We start from the raw sequence: 21,299 nt of genomic DNA on the forward strand, positions 1-21,299 counted from the left end.
CATACCATTCAGTTCGCTCGGGCCAGGCCGTCGCGGCAGGCTCCATTCAACCCACAAAGTTGGAGTGTCAGATGAACAATAAGAAGAATCGCCGGCCCCGCAGCCGGCTTGCGCTGCATGCGATGCTGGCGGCGTCACTTCTGGGCGGATCGGGTGCGGCGTTCGCGGATCGATGGGGTATCCAGGCGGGCGGCGGGTTTTCGGATCGTCACGGGATCGACAAGGCCGATCTCGGCGTGGTGTGGGATCCGGGCTGGAACTGGTGGGAAATCGGCGGCTGGCACTTCGCATTCGTGATGGAGGGCCACGTCGGCTACTGGCACACGGGCGGCAACGTCCACGGCAACATCGGCGAGATCGGCGCGCAGCCGATGTTCCGCTTCGTCAAGAGCGCGGGCCAGGTGCGCCCGTTCGTCGAGGCCGGCGCCGGCATCCGGTTCCTGACTTCCCCGACGATCTCCAACAATCTTTCGCTCGCGACGTCGTTCCAGTTCGTGGATGTCGTCGGCGTCGGCGCACAGTTCGGAGAACGGCAACAGTATCAGGTCGGTTACCGTTTTCAACATGTGTCTAACGCGGGTATCAAAGAGCCGAATCCTGGTATAAATTTCCACCAGTTCTACGTGCAGTACAACTTCTGATCCGCATGCCCGCGCACGGCGTGCGCGTTGCCGAGGAGTCAGGCGATGGCGAAGGTGGTCGATGCGATCCGCGCGCTCGAGCGCGATCGGTTCCGGGCGATGGTGGACGGGGACGGCGAGGCGCTCGACGCGCTGCTGTCGGACAAGGTGTTCTTCGTGCACACCAACGGCAAACGTGAAACCAAGCAGCAGTTCATCGACGCCATCGTCGCCGGCCGCCGCCGCTATCGTCAGATCGAAATCCAGTCGCAGGACGTGCTGCCCGTCGGCGGCGATACCTGCGTCGTCACCGGGCGCGCATTGATCGAGATGGAAACGAACAACGGCGGCCTGGTCTTTCCGATTGCCTATACGTCCGTCCACACCGAGGAGCAGGGCCGCTGGTGCCTGCTCGCATGGCAGGCGACGCGGTGCGCGACCGAGACATGAGCGCGCGTGGCGCCCTTTTTCATGTCCCCACCGAAGCGGCCTTATGGGCCGCTTTTTGCTGGCCCGTGCGGCGCGGATCGCGCGGCGCACGGGCGGTCACGCCCTGCTCGCTGACTGTCGAACCCTGAGCGTCAGGCTGCCGCGCGCCGGTCCGTGCAATACCATGCCGAACGGTTGATTGCGCTGACGATTGCATCGAGCGCGGCGCTCGCCGCATCGGCGTGCAGGCCGACGCCGTGGCGCAGCGGCGCATCGCCGACCCGGCAGCCGACCGATACCGCGATCCGGCCGTCCGTCGTGCGCGCGTGTTCGTACGATGCGATGTCGATCGCGGCGCCGGCGGCCGCCGCGAATGCCGCGGCCAAATGTCGCACGGCGTCTTCGGGCGTCGCGTCGGCCGCTGCCGGCGCTGCCGCGATCTCGCGGTTCTGCCAGCGCGCACCGCTGCCATGGCGCGCGGCCGGGCCGTCGGTCTCGAAGAATTCGCGGGCGAACAGTGCGCAGATCGCGTCGCCCGTCACTTCCTCGCCGGACGCGTCGGCGAGCGTCTGTACCGCGTGGCTGAATTCGATCTGCACGCGGCGCGTCGGCGTGAAGCCCATCCCGCGTTCGAGCAGGAACGTCGCGCCGCCCTTGCCGGACTGGCTGTTCACGCGGATCACCGCGTCATAGCTGCGGCCGAGGTCGGCCGGGTCGATCGGCAGGTACGGCACTTCCCAGACCGCGTCGGGGCGCTGCTGCGCGAAACCCTTGCGGATCGCGTCCTGGTGCGAGCCCGAGAACGCGGTGAACACGAGGTCGCCCGCGTACGGATGGCGCGGATGCACGGAAATCTGGTTGCAGCGTTCGACGACGCGGCGCACCGCATCGATGTCGGAGAAATCGAGGCCCGGGTCGATGCCCTGCGTGTACAGGTTCAGCGCGAGCGTGACGAGATCGACGTTGCCGGTGCGCTCGCCGTTGCCGAACAGGCAGCCCTCGATGCGATCGGCGCCCGCGAGCAGCGCGAGTTCGGCCGCCGCGACCGCGGTGCCGCGATCGTTGTGCGGATGCACGGACAGTACGATGCTGTCGCGATACGCGAGGTTGCGGTCCATCCATTCGATCTGGTCGGCGAACACGTTCGGGCTCGCGGCCTCGACGGTGGCCGGCAGGTTGACGATCATCTTGCGGTCGCGGGTCGGCCGCCAGGTTTGCGCGACCGCATCGCAGATCTCGCGCGCGAACGTCAGCTCGGTCATGCTGAAGGTTTCCGGCGAGTACTGGAAGGTCCAGTGCGTGTCGGGGCGCGCGGCGGCGTGTTCCTTGATGATGCGCGTGCCGTCGACCGCGAGCGCCTTCACGTCGTTCTTCGACATTCCGAACACGATGCGGCGGAACGACGGGCACACCGCGTTGTACAGGTGCACGATCGCGCGCGGCACGCCTTCGAGCGCGTCGAACGTGCGCGCGATCAGGTCTTCGCGCGACTGCACGAGCACCTCGATCGTCACGTCGTCGGGAATCCGCTTGTCGTCGATCAGCTTGCGGACGAAATCGAAGTCGGTTTGCGACGCCGACGGAAAACCGACTTCGATCTCCTTGAAACCGATCGCGACCAGCATCTCGAAGAACTCGAGCTTCTGCTCGATGCTCATCGGCTCGATCAGCGACTGGTTGCCGTCGCGCAGGTCGGTGCTCATCCAGACGGGCGCGCGCTCGATGGTGCGGGTCGGCCAGCGGCGGCCATTGATGCGGACGGGCTCGAACGGACGGTACTTGTCTTGCGGATTGCGCTTCATCTTCTGGACCTCGGGTCTCAAGTCGCGAGCGAAGACGGGCGGCAGGGGCGACGGTTGGCGCTGCCTCGCACCGCGGCGCGCGATCGCGCTGCGGATGCGGATGATCTTCGCGAATCGACCGACGGATAGACGGACGAATGCTGACGACTTCGGGTTGTAAAAACTGCGAGAGGGGTACTGCGAGGAACTGCTGGGAGGGACCGTGCGGACAGCACACGGCGCTACGACAGCCTTAGGCTAGTCGTAGCGATAGCGGCCGCGCTAGGCGGCCGGAGGTAATTCGGAGGGTGTTCGGAAAGGAACGCATGACGGCAACTCTATGCCAGGATGCGGGTGCGTGTCAAATGGTCGGGCCGCGGGGGCGGGTCGTCGCCGCGCCGTCAGCGCGTGGTGCGGGCGATCTGCACGATCGTTGCGACTTGCCGCGCGACCGTGTCGGGCACCGGCACCTCGCCGCGCAACACGGCGTCCGTCCACGCGGCCGTCGTCGCTGCATCGCGCGATTCGGGCAGCGCGACGGGCGGCGTATCGGCCGACGAACGCTCGGCCTCGATCAGCGTGTCGCATACGCCGTCGTGCAGCCAGTCGACCTGCACCTGGCGCCGCGTATCGGCGACGGCCTCGCCCTCCGTGCCGCGCGCGAGCAGCGCGCCGCCGAGCGCGGCGTCCGGATGGTCGCGGAACAATTGCGCGAGGCTGTCGCGGTACGGCGGATGCGTGTAGTTGACGAGCCGCAGGCCGGCCGGCGCGAACGGCTGCAGGATCTTCACGAGCGTATGCGTCGAGTTGCGCACGCCGAGCACGCTGCGCATCGACAGCAGGTGCGCGATGCGCGGCGCCAGCGCCTCGATCGGCGCGAACGCGACGCGGCGCTCGGCGAGCATGTCCTCGATCGCATCGTGCGACGTCGACGGCGTGAGCGACAGCGCCGAGAAGATCTCCGCGCTCGTCACGCGGCCCGGGTCGCGCTCGACCCCGTGCACGAGCACCGGCACGCCTTCGCGCGCGAGCAGCAGCGCGAGCAGCGGCACGAGATTCGGCTGCTTGCGCGCGCCGTTGTAGCTCGGGATCGACACTGGGCGGAACGCGGCGTCCTGCACGTGCACGGGCTCGAACGACGCCTGCGCGGCGGCGAGCATCGCGGCCAGTTCGTCGGACGTTTCGCCCTTCAGCCGATAGGCGATCAGGATCGCGCCGAGTTCGACGTCCGACACGCGCGCGTCGAGCATCGCGCGATAGAGCTCGAACGTTTCCTCGGCGGACAGCGCGCGCGCGCCGTGCGGGCCGCGGCCGATCTCCTTGATGAAGCGGGCGCAACGGAACGGAACGGCGGCGGGATCGTGGGAAGCGGTCATCGGGATGTGGGGCGGGCGGCCGGCATCTGGCCGCGCGGTGAGCGTAAGGAATGCCCCGAGTATCGCACGGGTGCGGCCGGCGCAAGCGCGGCCGCGCATCGCGTCGCGCTACACTCTGGTTACCGGCGGTGGGCGCGCCGGCTGCGCCGCGCCTGTGCCGTTGCCGGCCGAATACGACTACGAGAGACATCCCATGAAGCTCTACAGCTATTTCCGCAGTTCTGCGTCGTACCGCGTGCGGATCGCCCTGAACCTGAAGCAGCTGCCGTTCGACTATGTCCCCGTGCACATGCTGCGCAACGGCGGCGAGCAACTGAAGGACGAGTACCGTGCACTGAATCCGGATGCGGTCGTGCCGACGCTGACCGATGGCGACGCGACGCTGCAGCAGTCGCTCGCGATCATCGAATATCTCGAAGAAACCCATCCCGAGCCCGCGCTGCTGCCGAAGCAGCCGGTCGACCGCGCGTATGTGCGCGCGGTCGCGCTGCAGATCGCGTGCGAAATCCATCCGCTCAACAACCTGCGCGTGCTGAAGTATCTGAAGCACATGTTGCAGGTGCCTGAAGAGGCAAAGAACGCGTGGTACCGGCACTGGATCGAGGCGGGCTTCGAAACGCTCGAGACGCGCCTCGCGAACGATCCGCGCACCGGCAAGCTGTGCTTCGGCGACACGCCGACGCTCGCCGACCTGTGCCTCGTGCCGCAGGTGTTCAACGCGAACCGCTTCTCGATCGACACGACGCGCTATCCGACGATCCAGCGGATCGTCGACCATGCATCGACGCTCGACGCGTTCAAGGCCGCCGAGCCCGGCGCGCAGCCCGACGCCGAATGAGCGCGGCGCGCCCCGGGCGCGCATGAAAAAGGGCGCCCGAAGGCGCCCTGGGCGATGCGGGCCGGCGGCGTTCAGCCGAGCAGCGCGTCCGCGAATTCCACGGCGCTGAACGGCTGCAGGTCCTCGACCTTTTCGCCGACGCCGATGAAGTAGACGGGCACCGGGCGCTGCCGCGCGATCGCGGCGAGAATCCCGCCCTTCGCGGTGCCGTCGAGCTTCGTGACGATGAGGCCCGTGAGGCCGAGCGCGTCGTCGAATGCCTTCACCTGCGTGAGCGCGTTCTGGCCGGTGTTCGCGTCGATCACCAGCAGCACTTCGTGCGGCGAGCCGTCGTGCGCCTTCGAGATCACGCGCTTTACCTTCTTCAGCTCTTCCATCAGGTGGAGCTGCGTCGGCAGGCGGCCGGCCGTGTCGGCCATCATCACGTCGATCTTGCGCGCGCGCGCGGCGCTGACCGCGTCGAAGATCACCGCGGCCGGATCGCCGCTTTCCTGCTGCACGACCGTCACGTTGTTGCGCTCGCCCCAGACCGCCAGCTGTTCGCGCGCGGCCGCACGGAACGTGTCGCCCGCGGCCAGCAGCACCGACTGGTCGAAGCTCTGCAGATGCTTCGCGAGCTTGCCGATGCTGGTCGTCTTGCCCGCGCCGTTCACGCCGGTGATCATCATCACGAGCGGCTGCGCGCGGCCGAGCATCAGCGATTTCTCGAGCGGCTTCAGCAGCTCGACGAGCAGGTCGTGCAGCGCACTCTTCACCTGCTGCGGGTCGGTCAGCCGGCCGGTGCGCACCTTTTCGCGCAGTGCGTCGAGCAGGTACTCGGTCGCGTCGACGCCCGCATCGGACATCAGCAGCGCGGTTTCGAGCTCCTCGTACAAATCCTCGTCGATCTTCGTGTTGACGAATACGCCGGTGATGCTGGAGCCCGTTTTCGCGAGCCCCGTTTTCAGGCGCGCAAGCCACGATTTCTTCGCGGATGCGTCCTGCAGCGGCGGCGGGACGATCTCGACCGTCTCGACGACTTCGTCGCGACCGTCGTTGGTCGGCGTGACCGTCATCACGACGGCCGGCGCGGCCGGTTGCACGGGCGCCTGCGGCACGTCGGCCGCGAGCGGAGCCTCAAGCGTGGGCGCATCGGACGGCTCGTCCGTTTGCGACGCGTCGGCCGATTGCGATTCCGCGGGATCGGGCTCCTGCGTTTTCTTGAATCGTTTGAAGAAGCTGAACATGGTCTGACGTCGGGAAGAGGGTGGGCCGCCGCCAGGAGCGGGGCGCCGGACGGGCCGTTTTGCGTTCGCGCGGGCGCGGCGCACGGCGGCCGAAACCGTGCATTTTATCAGTGCGGCGTGGCGCTCGCGTCAGTGCGCGTCGCCGCTGTGGTAACGTGCGCCTGTTTGGCGATGCGCCCCGGTGCGCGTCCGCTCCCTCCGTTGCCTATATTCCGTATGTCCCGTTCCTCTTCCGGCCGCCCGGCGGCCCCCCCTGGCCGCGGCAAGCCGCACACGATCCGCATCATCGGCGGCGACTGGAAACGCACGCCGCTCGCGGTGCTCGATCTCGACGGCCTGCGGCCGACGCCAGATCGCGTGCGCGAGACGCTGTTCAACTGGCTCGGTCAGGATCTCGAAGGCCGGCGCTGCCTTGACCTGTTCGCGGGCACCGGCGCGCTCGGCTTCGAGGCCGCGTCGCGCGGCGCGGCGAGCGTCGTGATGGTCGAGCGCCATCCGCGCGCCGCGCAGCAACTGCGTGCGATCAAGGACAAGCTCGGTGCCCGCACGGTCGAGGTCGCGGAGGCCGATGCGCTGCGGCTCGCGGCCGGGCTCGCGCCGGGCGCGTTCGATATCGTGTTTCTCGATCCACCGTTCGGCGATCCGGCCGCGCTGGAGCGCGCGATCGCGCTGTCGGCGCCGCTCGTCGCGGCGGACGGCGCGTTGTACGTCGAGACGGGGGCGGAACTCGATCCGGCCGCGCACGACGCGCTCGCGGGCTGGCAGGTCGTGAAGCACGGCAAGGCGGGTGCGGTTCACTATCATTTGCTGCGGCGCGAAAATGATGAATAATGCGCGTTCCATACGAGGCGGCGCGCCGCAAAGGCGACGCATGCCCATCTCGGCAGCGGCGTGCGTGTCGCACGGCTGCCTCCCCGTTTGCGTGATGACAGGAGGAGCGACATGGTAGTCGCCGTGTATCCCGGTACGTTCGATCCGCTGACGCGCGGGCACGAAGACCTCGTGCGGCGTGCGTCGAGCATTTTTGATACGCTGGTGGTCGGCGTCGCCGACAGCCGCGCGAAAAAGCCGTTCTTCTCGCTGGAAGAACGTCTGAAGATTGCGAACGAGGTGCTCGGCCATTATCCGAACGTGAAGGTGATGGGTTTCAAAGGCCTTCTGAAGGACTTTGTCCGCACCAACAACGCACGCGTGATCGTGCGCGGCCTGCGCGCCGTGTCCGATTTCGAGTATGAGTTCCAGATGGCGGGGATGAACCGCTATCTGCTGCCCGACGTCGAGACGATGTTCATGACGCCGTCCGATCAGTACCAGTTCATCTCGGGGACGATCGTGCGCGAAATCGCGCAGTTGGGCGGCGATGTCAGCAAGTTCGTGTTCCCGTCCGTCGAGAAGTGGCTGACCGAGAAAGTCGCTGCGATGGGAGGCCCTGCCGCGTGACGCGGCGCCGGCCGGTTTCGTTGCGAAGCCGGCCGCCGGCCTGAAGAAGTGAGATCAGTATGGCTTTGATGATTACCGACGAGTGCATCAATTGCGACGTGTGCGAGCCCGAGTGCCCGAACGGCGCGATTTCGATGGGCCCGGACATCTACGTGATCGACCCCAGCAAGTGCACCGAGTGCGTCGGCCATTTCGACGAACCGCAGTGCCAGCAGGTGTGTCCGGTCGAATGCATTCCGCGCGATCCGCAGCATGACGAATCGCACGCGCAATTGATGGAGAAGTATCATGCGTTGATCGCCGGGAAGGGCGACGACGCGTCGTGACCCTGCGGTGACGCGCGCGCTTTGGTTTATCGGCGCACGCGACACGCTTCCCGAGCGGCGCCGTCCGGCGCCGGTTCTTCGTTAGACAAGCAGCTCGCGCAGCGCCGCGACGAGCGCGTCGCATTCGGCGTCGGTGCCGACGGTGATGCGCAGATGCTGGTCGATCCGCGGCAGCCGGAAGTGCCGCACGAAAATTTCCCGTTCCTTCAGCTTTGCCGCAATCGCGCCCGCATCGTGCGCGGGATGGCGCGCGAACACGAAATTCGCGGCTGACGGCACGACGTCGAAGCCGAGCGTGTCGAGCGCGTGCGTGAGCCGCGTCCGGCTGTCGATCACGCGCCGGCAGGTCGCGTCGAAATAGTCGGTGTCCTCGTACGCGGCCTGCGCGGCGACCTGCGCGAGCCGGTCGAGCGGATAGGAGTTGAAGCTGTCCTTCACGCGGTTCAGCGCGTCGATCAGTGCCGCATCGCCGAACGCAAAGCCGACGCGCATGCCCGCGAGAGAGCGCGCCTTCGACGTCGTGTGCACGACAAGCAGGTTCGGATGGCGGTCGATCAGCGTAATCGCGGACTGCGCGCCGAAATCGACATAGGCCTCGTCGATCACGACGACCGACGACGGATTCGCGGCTGCGATCCGCTCGACATCCGCGAGCGGCAGCGCGCGCCCGGTCGGCGCATTCGGGTTCGGAAACAGCACGCCGCCGGCGTCGTCGAGATAGTCTTCGACGCGGATCGAGAAGTCGTCCGCGAGCGGCACGACCGTGGTCTGTACGCCGTACAGGCGAGCGTAGGTCGGATAGAAGCTGTACGTGATGTCGGGAAACCGCAGCGGCCGGTCGTGCTTCAGCAGCGCCTGGAACGTGTGCGCGAGCACCTCGTCGGAGCCGTTGCCGACGAACACCTGTTCTGGCTTGATGCGGTGATGGGCCGCGACCGTCTCGCGCAGCGCGCGCGCGACCGGATCCGGATAGCGGCGCAGCGTGTCGCCGGTCTCGCCGAGTTCGCGTGCGATCGCCGCGACGACGCGCGGCGACGGCGGATAGGGATTCTCGTTGGTGTTCAGCTTGACGGGGTGCGCGAGCGCGGGCTGTTCGCCCGGCACGTAAGGCACGAGTTGCTGAACGACGTCGCTCCAGTAACGGCTCACCGCTTGGCTCCTGTCGGGCAAAACGACGAGATTACCGCATGTGCGCGTCAAGGTGGGGAGGGCGGTGCCGCCCGGCGGCGCCGGACGGCCCGATGCACCGGGCCGGTGCGATGTGCGGTCAGTTGCGATGCAGTTGCATCGTCGCGCGGTCGAGTTCGCCCTTGACGACCATCGGCATCACGGCGAGCGCGCGTTCGATCGACGCGTCGATCACGTCCTGTTCCTCGCGGCGCGGCGGCTTCAGCACGAAGTTCGCGACGTCGGGCTTCGCGCCCGCGCGCGCGCTTTCCGGAATCAGGTCGCGCGGATGGCCGATGCCGATCCGCAGTCGCCAGTAATGCTGCGTCGACAGGTGCGCGGAGATGTCCTTGAGGCCGTTGTGGCCGCCGCTGCCGCCGCCGAGCTTCAGCTTCACGGTGCCGGGCGGCAGGTCGAGCTCGTCGTGCGCGACGAGAATCTGGTCGGGCAGGATCTTGAAGAATTGCGCGAGCGCGACGACCGACTGGCCGGAGCGGTTCATGTAGGTCTGCGGCTCGAGCAGGTGGACTTCCTCGCCGTGCAGGCGCGCTTTCGCGTAGAAGCCGTGGAAGCGGCGCTCGTCGCGCAGCGTCGTGCCTGCTTCGCGGGCGAGCTGGTCGATCAGCCAGAAGCCGGCGTTGTGGCGCGTCGCGGTGTATTCCGCCCCGGGATTGCCGAGGCCGACGATCAGTTTGATCATGACGTTTCGAAGGCGGCGGCTGCCGCCTGGGCGCAGAAAAAGAAAAACCCGCCGGGCAAGCCGCGGCGGGTTGCGTCGACCGTTTCGTGAAACGGATCGATCGGGCGCGTAGGCAGCCGCTTAGGCAGCCGGCGTTTCGCCTTCGCCTGCTGCGTCCGACACGGCACCAGCCGGGACCGTCGCCGATGCGACAACCGGGTTTTCCGCATCGATGTGCGCGACCAGCGCGACGCCCTTCGGCAGCGCGATGTCCTTCGCGTGCAGCGACTGACCGGCTTCGATCTTCGACAGGTCGACTTCGAGGAACTCCGGCAGCGCAGCCGGCAGGCACTCGATTTCGATTTCCGTCGCGACGTGCGAAACGACCGCGCTCGACAGCTTCACGGCCGGGCTGACTTCAGCGTTCAGGAAGTGCAGCGGCACCTTCGTGTGCAGCTTCTTCTTCGCGTCAACGCGCTGGAAGTCCACGTGCAGCACCAGTTGCTTGAACGGGTGGTATTGCACGTCGCGCAGCAGAACCTGCTGCGACTGGCCGGCCACTTCGAGGTCGAGGATCGACGAGTGGAAGGCTTCCTTCTTCAGCGCGTGCCACAGGGCGTTGTGATCGAGTTCGATCTTTTGCGGGGCTGCTTCGCCACCGTAAACGATACCCGTGGTCTTACCGGCGTTGCGCAGGCGGCGGCTCGCACCCGTACCTTGCTGTTGGCGCTCGAAAGCGACGACTTTCATGTGATTCTCCAATGGCTGCCCGCGACCAGGCAGTAAAACGGGGCCGTCAAACGGCGGCCCCCGATGAAACGGCCGGGGTTTCGTCTATCCCGTCCGATTGTGCAAAAAGCGAAGCGTTGCCGCTTCGCTTTCTGCGCATGCTTTGTTGTGTCGACTCGCGATCAGGATTCCGCGAACAGCGACATCACCGAATCGCCGCGGCGGATCCGCGAGAACGTCTCTGCCAGCAGGCTCGCGCTCGTCAGCGAGCGGATCTTCGAGCACGCCAGCGATTCGGCCGACAGCGGGATCGTATCGGTGACGACCAACTCGTCGAGCGCCGATGCGGCGATGCGGTCGGCGGCGCCGCCCGACAGCACGGGGTGCGTCGCGTATGCGAACACCTGCTTCGCACCGCGGTCCTTCAACACTTGCGCGGCCTTGCAGAGCGTGCCGGCCGTATCGACCATGTCGTCCATGATCACGCAGGTGCGGCCTTCGACTTCACCGATGATGTTCATCACTTCGGCGACGTTCGCCTTCGGACGACGCTTGTCGATGATCGCGAGATCGCAGTTGAGCTGCTTCGCGAGTGCCCGGGCACGTACCACGCCGCCGACGTCCGGCGACACGACGAGCAGATCCGAGTAGTTCTGCTTGCGCAGGTCGCCCAGCAGGATCGGCGTTGCGTAGATGTTGTCGACCGGGATGTCGAAGAAGCCTTGAATCTGGTCGGCGTGCAGATCCATCGTGATGATCCGCTCGACGCCGGCGATTTCCAGCATGTTCGCGACGACCTTCGCCGAGATCGCGACGCGCGCCGAACGCGGGCGGCGATCCTGACGGGCGTAGCCGAAGTAGGGGATGGCTGCAGTGATCCGGCCGGCCGATGCGCGCTTGAGCGCGTCGACCATGATCATCAGTTCCATCAGATTGTCGTTCGCCGGCGCGCACGTGGATTGCAGGACGAAGACGTCCTTGCCACGCACGTTTTCCTGGATCTCGACCTGGATCTCGCCGTCGGAGAAACGGCTGACCATTGCTTTGCCGAGGGGGATTCCAAGAATGTTGACGACTTCCTGGGCGAGCGCGGGATTCGCGTTGCCAGTAAAAACCATCAGGCCGTCATGGCTGCTCATCGTGCACCTGCTTCAGGCTTAGGCGGGAAATGCGGGAAAATTTTTGGCAGGGGAGGAAGGACTCGAACCCTCGCATGCCGGAATCAAAATCCGGTGCCTTGACCAACTTGGCGACTCCCCTACACTTAACTGATAACTTCACCGGACTCGTGTAGGCCATCCGGCAAAGTAAAACTTCATGACGCGAAAGCGAAGAGCGGATGCTCGTTCAGACTCTCGGCAACTGCGCCGTTCCAACTGGCGGGCAGTCTGGCTTTCGCCGCTTCTGCCTCATGCTTGCTGCGAAACGCTGCAAACACGCTTGCTCCGGAGCCGGTCATCCTCGCGGGGGTCACATCATACAACCATTTGACCACCTGCGCAACTTCCGCGTACTTACTTGTCACAACTTGCTGCATATCGTTCCGGCCGAAGCTGTCTGGCCATCCCGCATCGCTGTTTTGCTGTGCAAGAAAGTCAGCAATTGTGACGGGCTTCGAATCTCTTGTCAACAACTCATCTGAAAATATTTCAGCGGTCGGGACATGAACGCGTGGCGTCACAACCAAGAACCAGCGAGTCGGCAATTCTACCTCAGCTAATTCTTCTCCGATACCCTCTGCGAACGCATTTTTTCCAAAAATAAAAAACGGGACGTCTGCGCCGAGTTTCACCGCGAGCGACTGAAGCTCCGTGCGCGGCAGGTCGAGTTGCCACAGGCGGTTCAGCGCGAGCAGCGTCGTTGCCGCGTCGGAGCTGCCGCCGCCGAGGCCGGCGCCCATCGGCAGGCACTTGTCGATCTCGATGTCGACGCCGAACGCGGCGCCCGTGTGCGCCTTCAGCAGGTTGGCTGCACGCACGACGAGATCGCTTTCCTCGGGCACGCCGGGCACGTCGGTGACACGCGCAACGCGGCCGTCGTCGCGCAGCGTGAAGTGCAGCGTGTCGCCCCAGTTCAGCAGCTGGAACACGCTCTGCAGATCGTGATAGCCGTTGGGGCGGCGGCCGGTGATGTGCAGGAACAGGTTGAGTTTCGCGGGCGCAAGGCAGTTGCGCAGCGAGCGGGTCGAATCGGTCATGCGTATGTCGGGGCTAGGCGCTCGTGCTTCACTGATCGAGCACGAGCTTGATGTCGAGCGGCGGTGTCGCGCGCACGAGGTTGACGCGTTTGACGCCCGTGGCCGGAGCGTCAGCGTAGGCAAGATAGTCGATCGTCCAGCCGTCCTGGCGGATCTGCTTGACGTGCGTGTCGTCGGCCGGATCGCGTACCGTCTCCGCCGGCGTCGCGGGCGCGGGTGTCGGCAGCAGCCAGTAGCGCAGGCCCGCGAGCGGCAGTGCGAAGCCGAGCGTTCGCTGCATCAGGTCGCCGACGTCCGTCGCAAATTGCGTCGGACGGTTCGGCAGCTCGAGCGACGCCGCCTGCGGCGTCGATTTCACGACCGCGAGCGTCTGGCCGAGCGGGCTGCGCAGCTCGAGCGACACGTCGTCGCCGTGCTCCTGCCAGTCGAAGTTGCCGTACACGTTCTGCTGCTTGCCGAGACGGTCGTCGTACTGCACCGCGAAGCGGCCATGGTAAGCGTGCGTCGCGGCGGTCTGCAGCACCGCGCCCGTCGGTGCGCTTGCCGACGGCGGCGTGCTCGCGCAGCCGGCGAGCGCGAGCGCCGCGCCGGCCGCGGCCAGCGTGCGCTGCGCGCGGGAGGACAGGGAAAGCATCGGGAACATCTGCATCAGAGGCCGTTGATCTGCAGGCGCTTCAGCGTCTGCACGAGCGTTTCGTTGTCGGGCTCGAGCTTTTGCGCGGCACGCCACGCGGAACGCGCGTCGTCCTGCGCGCCGCTCTTCCACAGCACTTCGCCGAGGTGCGCGCCGATTTCGGCGTTCGGCTGCAGTTCGTACGCGTGCCGCAGGACCTTCGCCGCGCCGGCCGTGTCGCCCATCCGGTACTTCACCCAGCCGAGGCTGTCCATGATGTAGGCATCGTTCGGCGCGAGCGTCATCGCCTTGTCGATCAGCTTGCTGGCTTCGGGCAGGCGCTGGTTGCGGTCGGCAAGCGAATAGCCGAGCGCGTTGTACGCCTGCGGGTTGTCGGGCTGCGTGCGGATCAGCTCGCGCAGCTGCTTTTCCATCGTCGTGTAGTGGCCGGTCTTTTCGGCCGCCATCGCGTAGTCGTAGCGCAGGTCGGGATCGTCCGGGAAGTCCTGGACCGCCTGCCCGAGCCGTGCCTCGGCTTCCGGATAGCGCTTCGCGGTGAACAGGATCGACGCGTCGGTGCGCGCGACCACGGCCGCGTCGCGCGGATCCGTGATCGGCAGGTCGTCGAGCACCTTGCGCGCCTCGTCGGTCTTGCCCTGTTTCTGCAGCAGCTGCGCGCGCGTGATCTGCGCGGGGAGATAGTGCTGGCTCGTCTGGTCGACCTTGTCGAGCCATTGCGACGCCTGCGCATCGTTGTTCTGGTCGATCGCGATCTGCGCGAGGTAGATGTAGCCCTGGCCGACGTCGAGGTTCTGCTGCTTGTCGCCGAGCTGCACGTACTGCTTCAGGTAGGCGGTCGCTTCGTCGAGTTTCTTCTGCTGAATCTTGATCAGCGCGAGCGCCATCAGCGGCGTCGGATCCTTCGAGTCGAGCTTGCGCATCGTCTCGAACTGCTTCTGCGCGTCGTCGAGGCGATCGTCGGCGAGGTAGAGCTGCGACAGCGCGAGCCGCGCGTCGCGCGACTTCGGATTCTGCTGAACATATTTCTCGAACGACGCGATGCCCGCCGCGCGTTCCGCCGGCCCCATCTGCGACAGCATCAGGGCCGCCGGCAGGTAGTCGGGACGGAGCTGCAGCGCCCGCTTCAGCGATTGCGCGGCGCCGTCCTTGTCGTCGACCGCGAGCTGCTGCCGCGCGATCGCGAGCTGCGCCTCGGGCCGGTTCATGTCGTTCTTCAGCATGTCCTTCAGCACCGCGAGGCCGCCGACGCGGTCGGAGCCGCGCACGAGCAGCGCCTGCAGCGCGAGGATCGCGGGCCCGCGCGTCTCTCCGGTTGCGCGGGCCAGCTCGCGCGCAAGCATCGGCTGCGCGTCGGCCGGCTTGCCGGCGAGCACCAGCAGCGCGGCGTCGACCTGCGACGCCCGGTTCGAATCCGGTGCGTACTGGCGCCACAGGTTCGCGGCGGACAGCGCGTCGGCCGGGCTCTGCGCGCCGAGCGCGATCTCGGTCGCACGCTGCGCCATGCGCGGATCGCGCGTGTCGCGGGCGAGCGCGAGGTAGGTCTGGTACGCCGGCGCCGGCTGGTTGCGCTGGAGCGCGACCTCGGCGGCGAGCACCTGGTAGACGATCTGGCTCGTCAGCGGGACACCGGGGAGATTCTTCTGCTCATCCGGCATCACATGCTCGAACGCGCCCTGCGGCTCCGCGTCGTCCGATGCCGGATCCTGCGCGTGAGCCGGGAAGGCGGTGAGGGTCCAGGCGGCAAACAGCGCAGCGCCGAGTGCACGACGGACCGGGAAGGCGCGCGCGCCGCGCGCGGCGGCGGGGCGCTTCTGAAGCAGCTTCGAGGGCAGAGTCATGGAAATCCGTTCGATGTTTCAACCGATTGTAACGCGCTCGCTACAATACACGCACGATCGTGAATCCAGTCTCAGACCCGCTTAACATGCCAGAGTTGCCAGAAGTCGAAGTCACGCGCCGGGGCATCGAGCCCTTTGTCGCGGGCCGCCGCGTCGAGCGTGTCGACGTCCGTACCGCGATGCTGCGCTGGCCCGTGCCGGCGGGGCTCGCCGAGCAGTTGCGCGCGCGCGAGGTGCTCGCGGTCGAGCGTCGCGGCAAGTACCTGCTGTTCGAGGTCGACGCGGGCTGGTTCATCGTCCATCTTGGCATGACGGGCACGCTGCGCGTGCTGCCCGCGGCCGGCGTGCCCGTTGCCGCGAAGCACGACCATATCGACTGGATCTTCGACGAATTCGTACTGCGGTTCCGCGATCCGCGCCGCTTCGGCGCCGTGCTGTGGCACCCGCGCGAAGCGGGCGACGTGCATATGCATCCGCTTCTCGCGAGCCTCGGCGTCGAGCCGTTCTCGCCGGCGTTCACCGGTGCGCTGCTGCACGCGCGCACGCGCGGCCGCACGGTGTCGGTCAAGCAGGCGCTGCTCGCGGGCGACATGGTCGTCGGCGTCGGCAACATCTATGCGTCGGAGAGCCTGTTTCGCGCCGGCATCCGGCCGACGACGGCCGCCGGCAAGGTGTCGCTGCCGCGCTACGAGCGACTCGCCGACGCGGTGCGCGCGACGCTCGCCGATGCGATCGAACGCGGCGGCAGCACGCTGCGCGATTTCGTCGGCAGCAACGGCGAAAGCGGTTATTTCCAGCTCGACTGCTTCGTCTACGACCGTGCCGGCCAGCCTTGCCGCATATGCGGCACGCCGATCCGCCAGATCGTGCAGGGCCAGCGGTCGACCTATTTCTGTGCGACCTGCCAGCGTTGAAACCTTTTTCCGCGATTAGATAACTTGAAGCCGCCCCGCATCGCCCCCGCTCCGTTCCCCGTCACGCCGCTGCACCGCACGTTCGCCACGCGCCTGATCGCGTGGCAGCGCGAGCACGGCCGCCACGACCTGCCGTGGCAGAACACCCGCGATCCGTACCGGATCTGGCTGTCGGAAATCATGCTGCAACAGACCCAGGTGTCGACCGTCATCCCGTATTACGCGCGCTTTCTCGAACGCTGCCCCGACGTCGCCGCGCTCGCGGCCGTGCCGGTCGACGACGTGATGGCGCTGTGGGCGGGGCTCGGCTACTACTCGCGCGCGCGCAACCTGCACCGCTGCGCGCAGGCCGTCGTCGCCGAGCACGGCGGTGCGTTTCCGGCGACACCCGACGCGCTGGCCGAACTGCCGGGCATCGGCCGTTCGACGGCCGCGGCGATCGCGTCGTTCGCGTACGGCGCGCGCGCGACGATCCTCGACGGCAACGTGAAGCGCGTGCTCGCACGGGTGTTCGGCGTCGAGGGCTTTCCGGGCGAGAAGCGCGTCGAGAACGACATGTGGGCGCTCGCCGAATCGCTGTTGCCCGACGCCGCGCATGCGGCGGACGTGAGCGCCTATACGCAGGGGCTGATGGATCTCGGCGCGACACTGTGCGTGCGCGGCAAGCCCGATTGCGCGCGTTGCCCGTTCGCGGGCGACTGCGTCGCGCAATCGACGGGTCGGCAGCGCGAATTGCCGGCCGCGCGGCCGAAGAAGGCCGTGCCGACGCGCAAGACCTGGATGCTCGTGCTGCGCGATGGCGACGCCGTGCTGCTCGAGCGGCGGCCGCCGGCCGGCATCTGGGGCGGCCTGTGGAGCCTGCCGCAAGCCGACGGCGACGCGGCGCTCGCGGAGCTTGCGCAGGGCTTCGGCGGCGGCGGCCCGGTGCCGCTTGCGCCGTTCACGCATACGTTCACGCATTTCCGGCTCGAGATCGAGCCGCGGCTGAGCGATATGGCGGACGGCGGCGGCCTGCCGTCGCAGGCACGGGACGCTGAGACCGCGTGGGTGCCGCTGAGCCGGCTCGATGCGTACGGCGTGCCGGCGCCCGTGCGCAAGCTGCTCGATGCACTGAGCGGGCCGCTGCTGTAACGAAGAGGAAAGGGCGCGGCGCAGACCGCGCGCTCGAGAAAACGCCGGGCCGTCCGGGCTTTCCGCACCGAAGGACGCCCCGCCCGGAGGGAGGCGCCTACAGCCAGCCGTGCCGGTCGAGCACGTGGTGCACGGCGTCGATGCGCGCGCCGACGTCCGGAAACTCCATCAGCTTTTGCCGCGCGCGTAGGTCGAGCGGCAGCAATTCCGCGAGGCGGTTCGACACCCAGCTCGGATCGTCGAGGCGGAACGGTTCGCCGAACGGCAGCTTGCCCGGCTCGGATTTCTTCAGCGCGTCGATGATGCGCTCCAGCACCTCGGCGCACGAGCCGAACTGCGCGAGCGCCTGCTCGCCCTCAAGCGGGATGTCGTCGGGCAGCGGCTCCGCGATGCCGACCAGCAGCCCGTTGCCTTCGACGCGATACGACAGCAGTTCGAAACGCTGCGTGCCGACCGCCTGCAGGTACAGCATCCCGAATTCGCCGGTATCGCACTCGGTGATGCGTGCCATGCAGCCGATGGTTTCGGGCACCGACACGGCGCCGTCCTGTGCGACTTCGGGCCCGCTCTTCAGCAGGCACACGCCGAACGGCGCGTCGTCGCGCAGGCACGCGCGGGACATGTCGAGGTAGCGTGCCTCGAACACCTTGAGCGGGAGCAGCCCCCCCGGAAACAGCACCGTGTGCAGCGGAAACAGCGGCAGGTCGATCAGGGTAGTCGATAGGGAGGACATGGCGCGCTGACGAAGGGGCGGGTGTCGCTAGGGTCGGTCGACCTCGGAGACGAGCCGCGACGACGCGTCGACATCCACTGGCGCGTCACGATGCCGCACGATCACGTTCGCCTCGTGCGCGAGGCGCGCGGCGAGCGTTTCCGCGATGAACACCGAGCGATGCTGGCCGCCGGTGCAGCCGATGGCGACGGTCAGGTAGCTGCGGTTGTCATCGCGAAAGTGCGGCAGCCATTTCAACAGGAACGCATGGATGTCGTCGATCATCTGGTGGACGATCGGCTGTGCGTCGAGAAAGGCGATGACCGGCTGGTCGAGCCCGGTGAGCGGGCGCAACTCGTGGTCGTAGTACGGATTCGGCAGCGCGCGCACGTCGAACATCAGGTCGGCGTCGAGCGGTACGCCGCGCTTGAAGCCGAACGACTCGAACATCACCATCAGGTCGTTGTTCTTCTGCTCGATGAAGCGCTTGACCCACGTGCGCAGCACGTTCGCGCGCAGCGTGCTCGTATCGATCTGGTGGCCGAACTCGGCGAGCGGCGCGACGAGGTCGCGTTCGCGCTCGATCGCTTCCTCGAGCGACGACAGCAGGCCTACGTCCGCATCGTGCGACAGCGAGCCGGACAGCGGATGGCGGCGGCGCGTTTCTGAGAAGCGCTGGATCAGCGCCTGGGTGCTTGCGTTGAGGAACAGCACGCGCACGTCGTGATCGCGCGACAGCTCGCGGATCAGGCCGGGCATTTCGTCGAGCGATGCGCTCGAGCGCGCGTCGATCGCGACCGCGAGCAGGCGCTTGCCTTCCTCGGCGAGGTAGCGGGCGAGTTCGGGGAGCACATGCGGCGGCAGGTTGTCGACGCAGTAATAGCCTGCGTCTTCGAGCGCGTTCAGCGCGACGGATTTGCCTGAGCCGGAGATGCCGGTGATAAGGACGATGCGCATGGGAAGCAGAGAATCCTGACGTTTCATCATAGCACCGGCTCGACGCGTCGGCGTTGCGCAGCCGGCGCGTGCGGCTTACACCAGTTTGCCGGGGAACTGACTGTCGGGATCTTGCATCGCGAGTCGTTGCCGATCCATGAAATCGCGCAACGTGTCGATTCCGCGCAACTGCAGGATCGTGTTCCGGACGGCGGCCTCGACGAGCACCGCGAGGTTGCGGCCGGCCGCGACCTGGATCGTGACCTTGCTGATCGGCAAACCGAGCACGTCGACGGTCTGGCTTTCGAGCGGCAGGCGCTGGAATTCGCCGTCGGGGCGCCGCACGAGCTGGACGATCAGCTTCAGCTTCATTTTCCGCCGCACGGCGGTCTCGCCGAAAATCGTCTTGATGTCGAGCAGGCCGAGGCCGCGCACTTCGAGCAGGTTTTGCAGCAGCGGCGGGCAGCGCCCTTCGACGAAATCGGGGCCAAGACGGACGAAGTCGACCGCGTCGTCGGCGACGAGGCCGTGGCCGCGGCTGATCAGTTCGAGGCCGAGCTCGCTCTTGCCGAGGCCCGAATCGCCGGTCAGCAGCACGCCCATCCCGAGGATGTCGAGGAATACGCCGTGCAGCGTCGCGCGCGGCGCGAGGATGCGGGACATATACAGCCGCAGGCTGTCGATCACCGCGGCGGCCGACATCGGCGTGGTGAACAGCGGGGTCGACGAGCGCGTGCAGCGCAGCACGAGTTCGGGCGGCGCCGCGGCGCCGCCGGCGACGACGAGGAACGGCGGTTCGAGCGCGATCAGCTCGGCCATGTGGCGCGAGCGGTCTTCGTCGGTCTGGCGCTGGTAGTAGTCGATTTCGGCTTCGCCCAGCACCTGGATCCGGTTCGGGTGGATCAGGTTCAGGTGGCCGACGAGGTCGGCGCTCGACGTCGCGTTGCCGACCGTGTCGGCCGAAAAGCCGCGCTCCCAGCCTTCATGCCCCGTGAGCCAGCTCAGTTTCAGCGTGGCCGCGTTGTCGTCGAAGATGCTCTGGGCGTTGATGCTGGACGTATCCATGACTCTCGTCACTCCAATGGGCCGGTGCGTGCGCGCGGCGACGGACGTCGCCATGCCGGGCCGGCGCCGGGCGGCCCTGGACGGCAGCGCGTGCCGCCACGTACGGGAAAATATTCCGCCCGGATCAACTCAAGGTTGCCACTGAGTGAGCAGGCGATGCAACTCGGCGATATCCGTTTCGTTGTGCAGACGCTCGCGCGCGTCGCGATCGGACAGCAGTTGCGCGATTTCCGACAGGATTTCGAGGTGCTGCTGGGTGGCTTGCTCGGGGACGAGCAGGAAAATCAGGAGGCCGACCGGCTGGCCGTCGGGCGCTTCGAACGGGATCGCATCGGCGAGCCGGACGAACGCGGCGAGCGGATGCTTGAGACCCTTGATGCGCCCGTGCGGAATCGCGACGCCTTCGCCGAGCCCGGTCGAGCCGAGGCGTTCGCGCGCGAACAGGTTGTCCGTGACGGTGCTGCGGGCGATGCCGTTCTGATTCTCGAACATCAGCCCGGCTTGTTCGAACACGCGTTTCTTGCTGGTGACCGAGAGGTCGATGACGACGTTCTCTATGGGCAGGATTTTGGCTAGGCGATTCATGTTGGCAGGCGATTGGGCGGCCTGGGGTCTCCTTGCGGCGGCAGACTGATTTTCCATGTTCGGCGATATCAAGGTATTTGGTATCGGCAACCTGCAACGCAGCTACCGCACCCAACGCCCCCCCGGCGATAACCGGGACATTATAGAGCACAGCCGCGTGCGTGGCGCAGCATGGACGGACCGGTCGCACCACGGGCGCGGAGTCGCAAAAAAAACGCCCGGCGAACCGGGCGGCGTGCGTGTTGCGGTGACGGTTATTGCGGCGGAAGTTCGATCTGGTCGATCGACGGTTGAAGTTTGATCGGGTCGTGCGCGTGCGTTTGCAGGCGCTCCATGTGCTTGACGACCTGGCGATCCAGCTTGTCGATCAGCAGATCGATCGCGGCGTACAGGTTGCCGTTCGCGCTTTCGACGAAGATGTCCTTGCCCTTCAGGTGCAGATTGATTTCCGCGCGCTGCTGCTTGTCCTTTTCCTTGTGGTTGTCGACCGAGAGGATCACAGTGCCATCGATCACCTGATCGCTATGCCGTAGCACCCTGTCCAGCTTGGTGATCACGTATTCGCGAATTGCAGGCGTGACTTCGAGATGATGTCCACTGATCTTCAGGTTCATAGTGCTTCTCCAAGCGAGTGACCACCCGGCCGCATCGAGGCGGCGCTCCGGTCGACTTGCCC

At 66.7% G+C, this 21,299-nt stretch carries 23 protein-coding genes and 1 tRNA gene; 8 read left to right on the top strand and 16 right to left on the bottom strand.

Annotated features, from left to right (window positions below):
• Window positions 1-71: 71 nt before the first annotated feature.
• Window positions 72-641: an acyloxyacyl hydrolase gene (locus DM992_RS05810; protein ID WP_111016066.1), complete on the top strand. Its 570-nt coding sequence runs from the start codon at window positions 72-74 to the stop codon at window positions 639-641.
• Window positions 642-686: 45 nt separating this feature from the next.
• Window positions 687-1,070: a nuclear transport factor 2 family protein gene (locus tag DM992_RS05815; protein WP_072444707.1), complete on the top strand. Its 384-nt coding sequence runs from the start codon at window positions 687-689 to the stop codon at window positions 1,068-1,070.
• Between the two features lie 131 nt (window positions 1,071-1,201).
• Here the strand turns inward: DM992_RS05815 and leuA are convergent, their stop codons facing one another.
• Entirely contained in the window at window positions 1,202-2,851 is a 1,650-nt protein-coding gene (leuA, locus tag DM992_RS05820; protein ID WP_111016067.1) for a 2-isopropylmalate synthase, read from the bottom strand.
• A gap of 380 nt (window positions 2,852-3,231) precedes the next feature.
• Window positions 3,232-4,206, bottom strand: a complete 975-nt coding sequence (gene ybiB, locus DM992_RS05825) for a DNA-binding protein YbiB (protein WP_111016068.1) — start codon at window positions 4,204-4,206, stop codon at window positions 3,232-3,234.
• 193 nt (window positions 4,207-4,399) lie between these two features.
• On the opposite strand from ybiB, the gene maiA reads away from it, so the two are divergent.
• Window positions 4,400-5,044 (top strand): maleylacetoacetate isomerase, encoded by a 645-nt coding sequence (gene maiA, locus DM992_RS05830; protein WP_111017819.1) that lies wholly within the window; start codon window positions 4,400-4,402, stop codon window positions 5,042-5,044.
• A gap of 71 nt (window positions 5,045-5,115) precedes the next feature.
• Here the strand turns inward: maiA and ftsY are convergent, their stop codons facing one another.
• Complete coding sequence (gene ftsY, locus DM992_RS05835) at window positions 5,116-6,270, bottom strand: signal recognition particle-docking protein FtsY (protein ID WP_111016069.1); 1,155 nt, start codon at window positions 6,268-6,270, stop codon at window positions 5,116-5,118.
• A gap of 216 nt (window positions 6,271-6,486) precedes the next feature.
• Between ftsY and rsmD the strand changes: the two genes are divergently transcribed.
• The 3 genes from rsmD (at window position 6,487) to DM992_RS05850 (ending at window position 8,036) form a co-directional block, all read left to right on the top strand.
• Window positions 6,487-7,101: a 16S rRNA (guanine(966)-N(2))-methyltransferase RsmD gene (rsmD, locus tag DM992_RS05840; RefSeq protein WP_111016070.1), complete on the top strand. Its 615-nt coding sequence runs from the start codon at window positions 6,487-6,489 to the stop codon at window positions 7,099-7,101.
• A 111-nt stretch (window positions 7,102-7,212) separates the two neighbouring features.
• The gene (gene coaD, locus DM992_RS05845) at window positions 7,213-7,710 is read left to right on the top strand and encodes a pantetheine-phosphate adenylyltransferase (protein WP_006398238.1); all 498 of its coding nucleotides are present in this window, start codon (window positions 7,213-7,215) and stop codon (window positions 7,708-7,710) included.
• 59 nt (window positions 7,711-7,769) lie between these two features.
• Window positions 7,770-8,036: a YfhL family 4Fe-4S dicluster ferredoxin gene (locus DM992_RS05850; protein ID WP_111016071.1), complete on the top strand. Its 267-nt coding sequence runs from the start codon at window positions 7,770-7,772 to the stop codon at window positions 8,034-8,036.
• An 81-nt stretch (window positions 8,037-8,117) separates the two neighbouring features.
• Here DM992_RS05850 and hisC read toward each other — a convergent pair whose 3' ends face one another.
• The 8 genes from hisC to DM992_RS05890 form a co-directional block, all read right to left on the bottom strand.
• Complete coding sequence (hisC, locus tag DM992_RS05855) at window positions 8,118-9,185, bottom strand: histidinol-phosphate transaminase (RefSeq protein ID WP_111016072.1); 1,068 nt, start codon at window positions 9,183-9,185, stop codon at window positions 8,118-8,120.
• A gap of 118 nt (window positions 9,186-9,303) precedes the next feature.
• On the bottom strand, window positions 9,304-9,903 hold the full coding sequence (gene pth, locus DM992_RS05860) for an aminoacyl-tRNA hydrolase (protein ID WP_034179071.1): 600 nt from the start codon (window positions 9,901-9,903) through the stop codon (window positions 9,304-9,306).
• A 120-nt stretch (window positions 9,904-10,023) separates the two neighbouring features.
• Window positions 10,024-10,632 carry a 50S ribosomal protein L25/general stress protein Ctc gene (locus tag DM992_RS05865; protein ID WP_034179070.1) on the bottom strand — a complete coding sequence of 203 codons (609 nt, stop codon included), beginning with the start codon at window positions 10,630-10,632 and terminating at the stop codon, window positions 10,024-10,026.
• A 161-nt stretch (window positions 10,633-10,793) separates the two neighbouring features.
• Window positions 10,794-11,750, bottom strand: coding sequence for a ribose-phosphate pyrophosphokinase (locus DM992_RS05870; protein WP_034179069.1), 957 nt, complete (start codon window positions 11,748-11,750; stop codon window positions 10,794-10,796).
• A gap of 44 nt (window positions 11,751-11,794) precedes the next feature.
• Window positions 11,795-11,871, bottom strand: a tRNA-Gln gene (locus DM992_RS05875).
• Window positions 11,872-11,926: 55 nt separating this feature from the next.
• Window positions 11,927-12,808: a 4-(cytidine 5'-diphospho)-2-C-methyl-D-erythritol kinase gene (gene ispE / locus DM992_RS05880; protein ID WP_111016073.1), complete on the bottom strand. Its 882-nt coding sequence runs from the start codon at window positions 12,806-12,808 to the stop codon at window positions 11,927-11,929.
• 28 nt (window positions 12,809-12,836) lie between these two features.
• Window positions 12,837-13,457 carry a lipoprotein insertase outer membrane protein LolB gene (gene lolB, locus DM992_RS05885; RefSeq protein WP_111016074.1) on the bottom strand — a complete coding sequence of 207 codons (621 nt, stop codon included), beginning with the start codon at window positions 13,455-13,457 and terminating at the stop codon, window positions 12,837-12,839.
• Window positions 13,457-15,280, bottom strand: a complete 1,824-nt coding sequence (locus tag DM992_RS05890; protein ID WP_111016075.1) for a tetratricopeptide repeat protein — start codon at window positions 15,278-15,280, stop codon at window positions 13,457-13,459. Before DM992_RS05890 ends, lolB begins: the two co-directional genes overlap by 1 nt.
• Window positions 15,281-15,366: 86 nt before the next feature.
• Between DM992_RS05890 and mutM the strand changes: the two genes are divergently transcribed.
• Together mutM and mutY are read left to right on the top strand one after the other, a co-directional pair.
• Window positions 15,367-16,194 (top strand): bifunctional DNA-formamidopyrimidine glycosylase/DNA-(apurinic or apyrimidinic site) lyase, encoded by an 828-nt coding sequence (mutM, locus tag DM992_RS05895; protein ID WP_111016076.1) that lies wholly within the window; start codon window positions 15,367-15,369, stop codon window positions 16,192-16,194.
• A gap of 24 nt (window positions 16,195-16,218) precedes the next feature.
• Window positions 16,219-17,325 carry an A/G-specific adenine glycosylase gene (gene mutY, locus DM992_RS05900; protein WP_111016077.1) on the top strand — a complete coding sequence of 369 codons (1,107 nt, stop codon included), beginning with the start codon at window positions 16,219-16,221 and terminating at the stop codon, window positions 17,323-17,325.
• Window positions 17,326-17,422: 97 nt separating this feature from the next.
• Here mutY and DM992_RS05905 read toward each other — a convergent pair whose 3' ends face one another.
• The 5 genes from DM992_RS05905 to raiA form a co-directional block, all read right to left on the bottom strand.
• Entirely contained in the window at window positions 17,423-18,058 is a 636-nt protein-coding gene (locus tag DM992_RS05905; protein ID WP_111016078.1) for an LON peptidase substrate-binding domain-containing protein, read from the bottom strand.
• Between the two features lie 27 nt (window positions 18,059-18,085).
• Window positions 18,086-18,994 carry an RNase adapter RapZ gene (rapZ, locus tag DM992_RS05910; protein WP_111016079.1) on the bottom strand — a complete coding sequence of 303 codons (909 nt, stop codon included), beginning with the start codon at window positions 18,992-18,994 and terminating at the stop codon, window positions 18,086-18,088.
• 75 nt (window positions 18,995-19,069) lie between these two features.
• Complete coding sequence (gene hprK / locus DM992_RS05915; protein WP_006483133.1) at window positions 19,070-20,038, bottom strand: HPr(Ser) kinase/phosphatase; 969 nt, start codon at window positions 20,036-20,038, stop codon at window positions 19,070-19,072.
• Window positions 20,039-20,167: 129 nt separating this feature from the next.
• Window positions 20,168-20,680, bottom strand: coding sequence for a PTS sugar transporter subunit IIA (locus DM992_RS05920; protein ID WP_034195643.1), 513 nt, complete (start codon window positions 20,678-20,680; stop codon window positions 20,168-20,170).
• Window positions 20,681-20,877: 197 nt separating this feature from the next.
• Window positions 20,878-21,237: a ribosome-associated translation inhibitor RaiA gene (raiA, locus tag DM992_RS05925; protein ID WP_006477786.1), complete on the bottom strand. Its 360-nt coding sequence runs from the start codon at window positions 21,235-21,237 to the stop codon at window positions 20,878-20,880.
• Between the last annotated feature and the right edge of the window lie 62 nt (window positions 21,238-21,299).

This window comes from Burkholderia sp. JP2-270, from assembly GCF_003233675.1.
Lineage (GTDB): Bacteria > Pseudomonadota > Gammaproteobacteria > Burkholderiales > Burkholderiaceae > Burkholderia > Burkholderia pyrrocinia_C.

Excerpts from the sequence above, each read along its gene's own strand:
- leuA (WP_111016067.1), bottom strand. The coding sequence starts at position 2,851 with ATGAAGCGCAATCCGCAAGACAAGTACCGTCCGTTCGAGCCCGTCCGC.
- DM992_RS05810 (WP_111016066.1), top strand. The coding sequence starts at position 72 with ATGAACAATAAGAAGAATCGCCGGCCCCGCAGCCGGCTTGCGCTGCAT.
- DM992_RS05850 (WP_111016071.1), top strand. The coding sequence starts at position 7,770 with ATGGCTTTGATGATTACCGACGAGTGCATCAATTGCGACGTGTGCGAG.
- rsmD (WP_111016070.1), top strand. The coding sequence starts at position 6,487 with ATGTCCCGTTCCTCTTCCGGCCGCCCGGCGGCCCCCCCTGGCCGCGGC.
- pth (WP_034179071.1), bottom strand. The coding sequence starts at position 9,903 with ATGATCAAACTGATCGTCGGCCTCGGCAATCCCGGGGCGGAATACACC.
- coaD (WP_006398238.1), top strand. The coding sequence starts at position 7,213 with ATGGTAGTCGCCGTGTATCCCGGTACGTTCGATCCGCTGACGCGCGGG.
- DM992_RS05905 (WP_111016078.1), bottom strand. The coding sequence starts at position 18,058 with ATGTCCTCCCTATCGACTACCCTGATCGACCTGCCGCTGTTTCCGCTG.
- DM992_RS05815 (WP_072444707.1), top strand. The coding sequence starts at position 687 with ATGGCGAAGGTGGTCGATGCGATCCGCGCGCTCGAGCGCGATCGGTTC.
- raiA (WP_006477786.1), bottom strand. The coding sequence starts at position 21,237 with ATGAACCTGAAGATCAGTGGACATCATCTCGAAGTCACGCCTGCAATT.
- ispE (WP_111016073.1), bottom strand. The coding sequence starts at position 12,808 with ATGACCGATTCGACCCGCTCGCTGCGCAACTGCCTTGCGCCCGCGAAA.
- maiA (WP_111017819.1), top strand. The coding sequence starts at position 4,400 with ATGAAGCTCTACAGCTATTTCCGCAGTTCTGCGTCGTACCGCGTGCGG.
- mutM (WP_111016076.1), top strand. The coding sequence starts at position 15,367 with ATGCCAGAGTTGCCAGAAGTCGAAGTCACGCGCCGGGGCATCGAGCCC.
- DM992_RS05865 (WP_034179070.1), bottom strand. The coding sequence starts at position 10,632 with ATGAAAGTCGTCGCTTTCGAGCGCCAACAGCAAGGTACGGGTGCGAGC.
- DM992_RS05920 (WP_034195643.1), bottom strand. The coding sequence starts at position 20,680 with ATGGAAAATCAGTCTGCCGCCGCAAGGAGACCCCAGGCCGCCCAATCG.
- ybiB (WP_111016068.1), bottom strand. The coding sequence starts at position 4,206 with ATGACCGCTTCCCACGATCCCGCCGCCGTTCCGTTCCGTTGCGCCCGC.
- ftsY (WP_111016069.1), bottom strand. The coding sequence starts at position 6,270 with ATGTTCAGCTTCTTCAAACGATTCAAGAAAACGCAGGAGCCCGATCCC.
- hprK (WP_006483133.1), bottom strand. The coding sequence starts at position 20,038 with ATGGATACGTCCAGCATCAACGCCCAGAGCATCTTCGACGACAACGCG.
- lolB (WP_111016074.1), bottom strand. The coding sequence starts at position 13,457 with ATGCAGATGTTCCCGATGCTTTCCCTGTCCTCCCGCGCGCAGCGCACG.
- DM992_RS05870 (WP_034179069.1), bottom strand. The coding sequence starts at position 11,750 with ATGAGCAGCCATGACGGCCTGATGGTTTTTACTGGCAACGCGAATCCC.
- rapZ (WP_111016079.1), bottom strand. The coding sequence starts at position 18,994 with ATGCGCATCGTCCTTATCACCGGCATCTCCGGCTCAGGCAAATCCGTC.
- DM992_RS05890 (WP_111016075.1), bottom strand. The coding sequence starts at position 15,280 with ATGACTCTGCCCTCGAAGCTGCTTCAGAAGCGCCCCGCCGCCGCGCGC.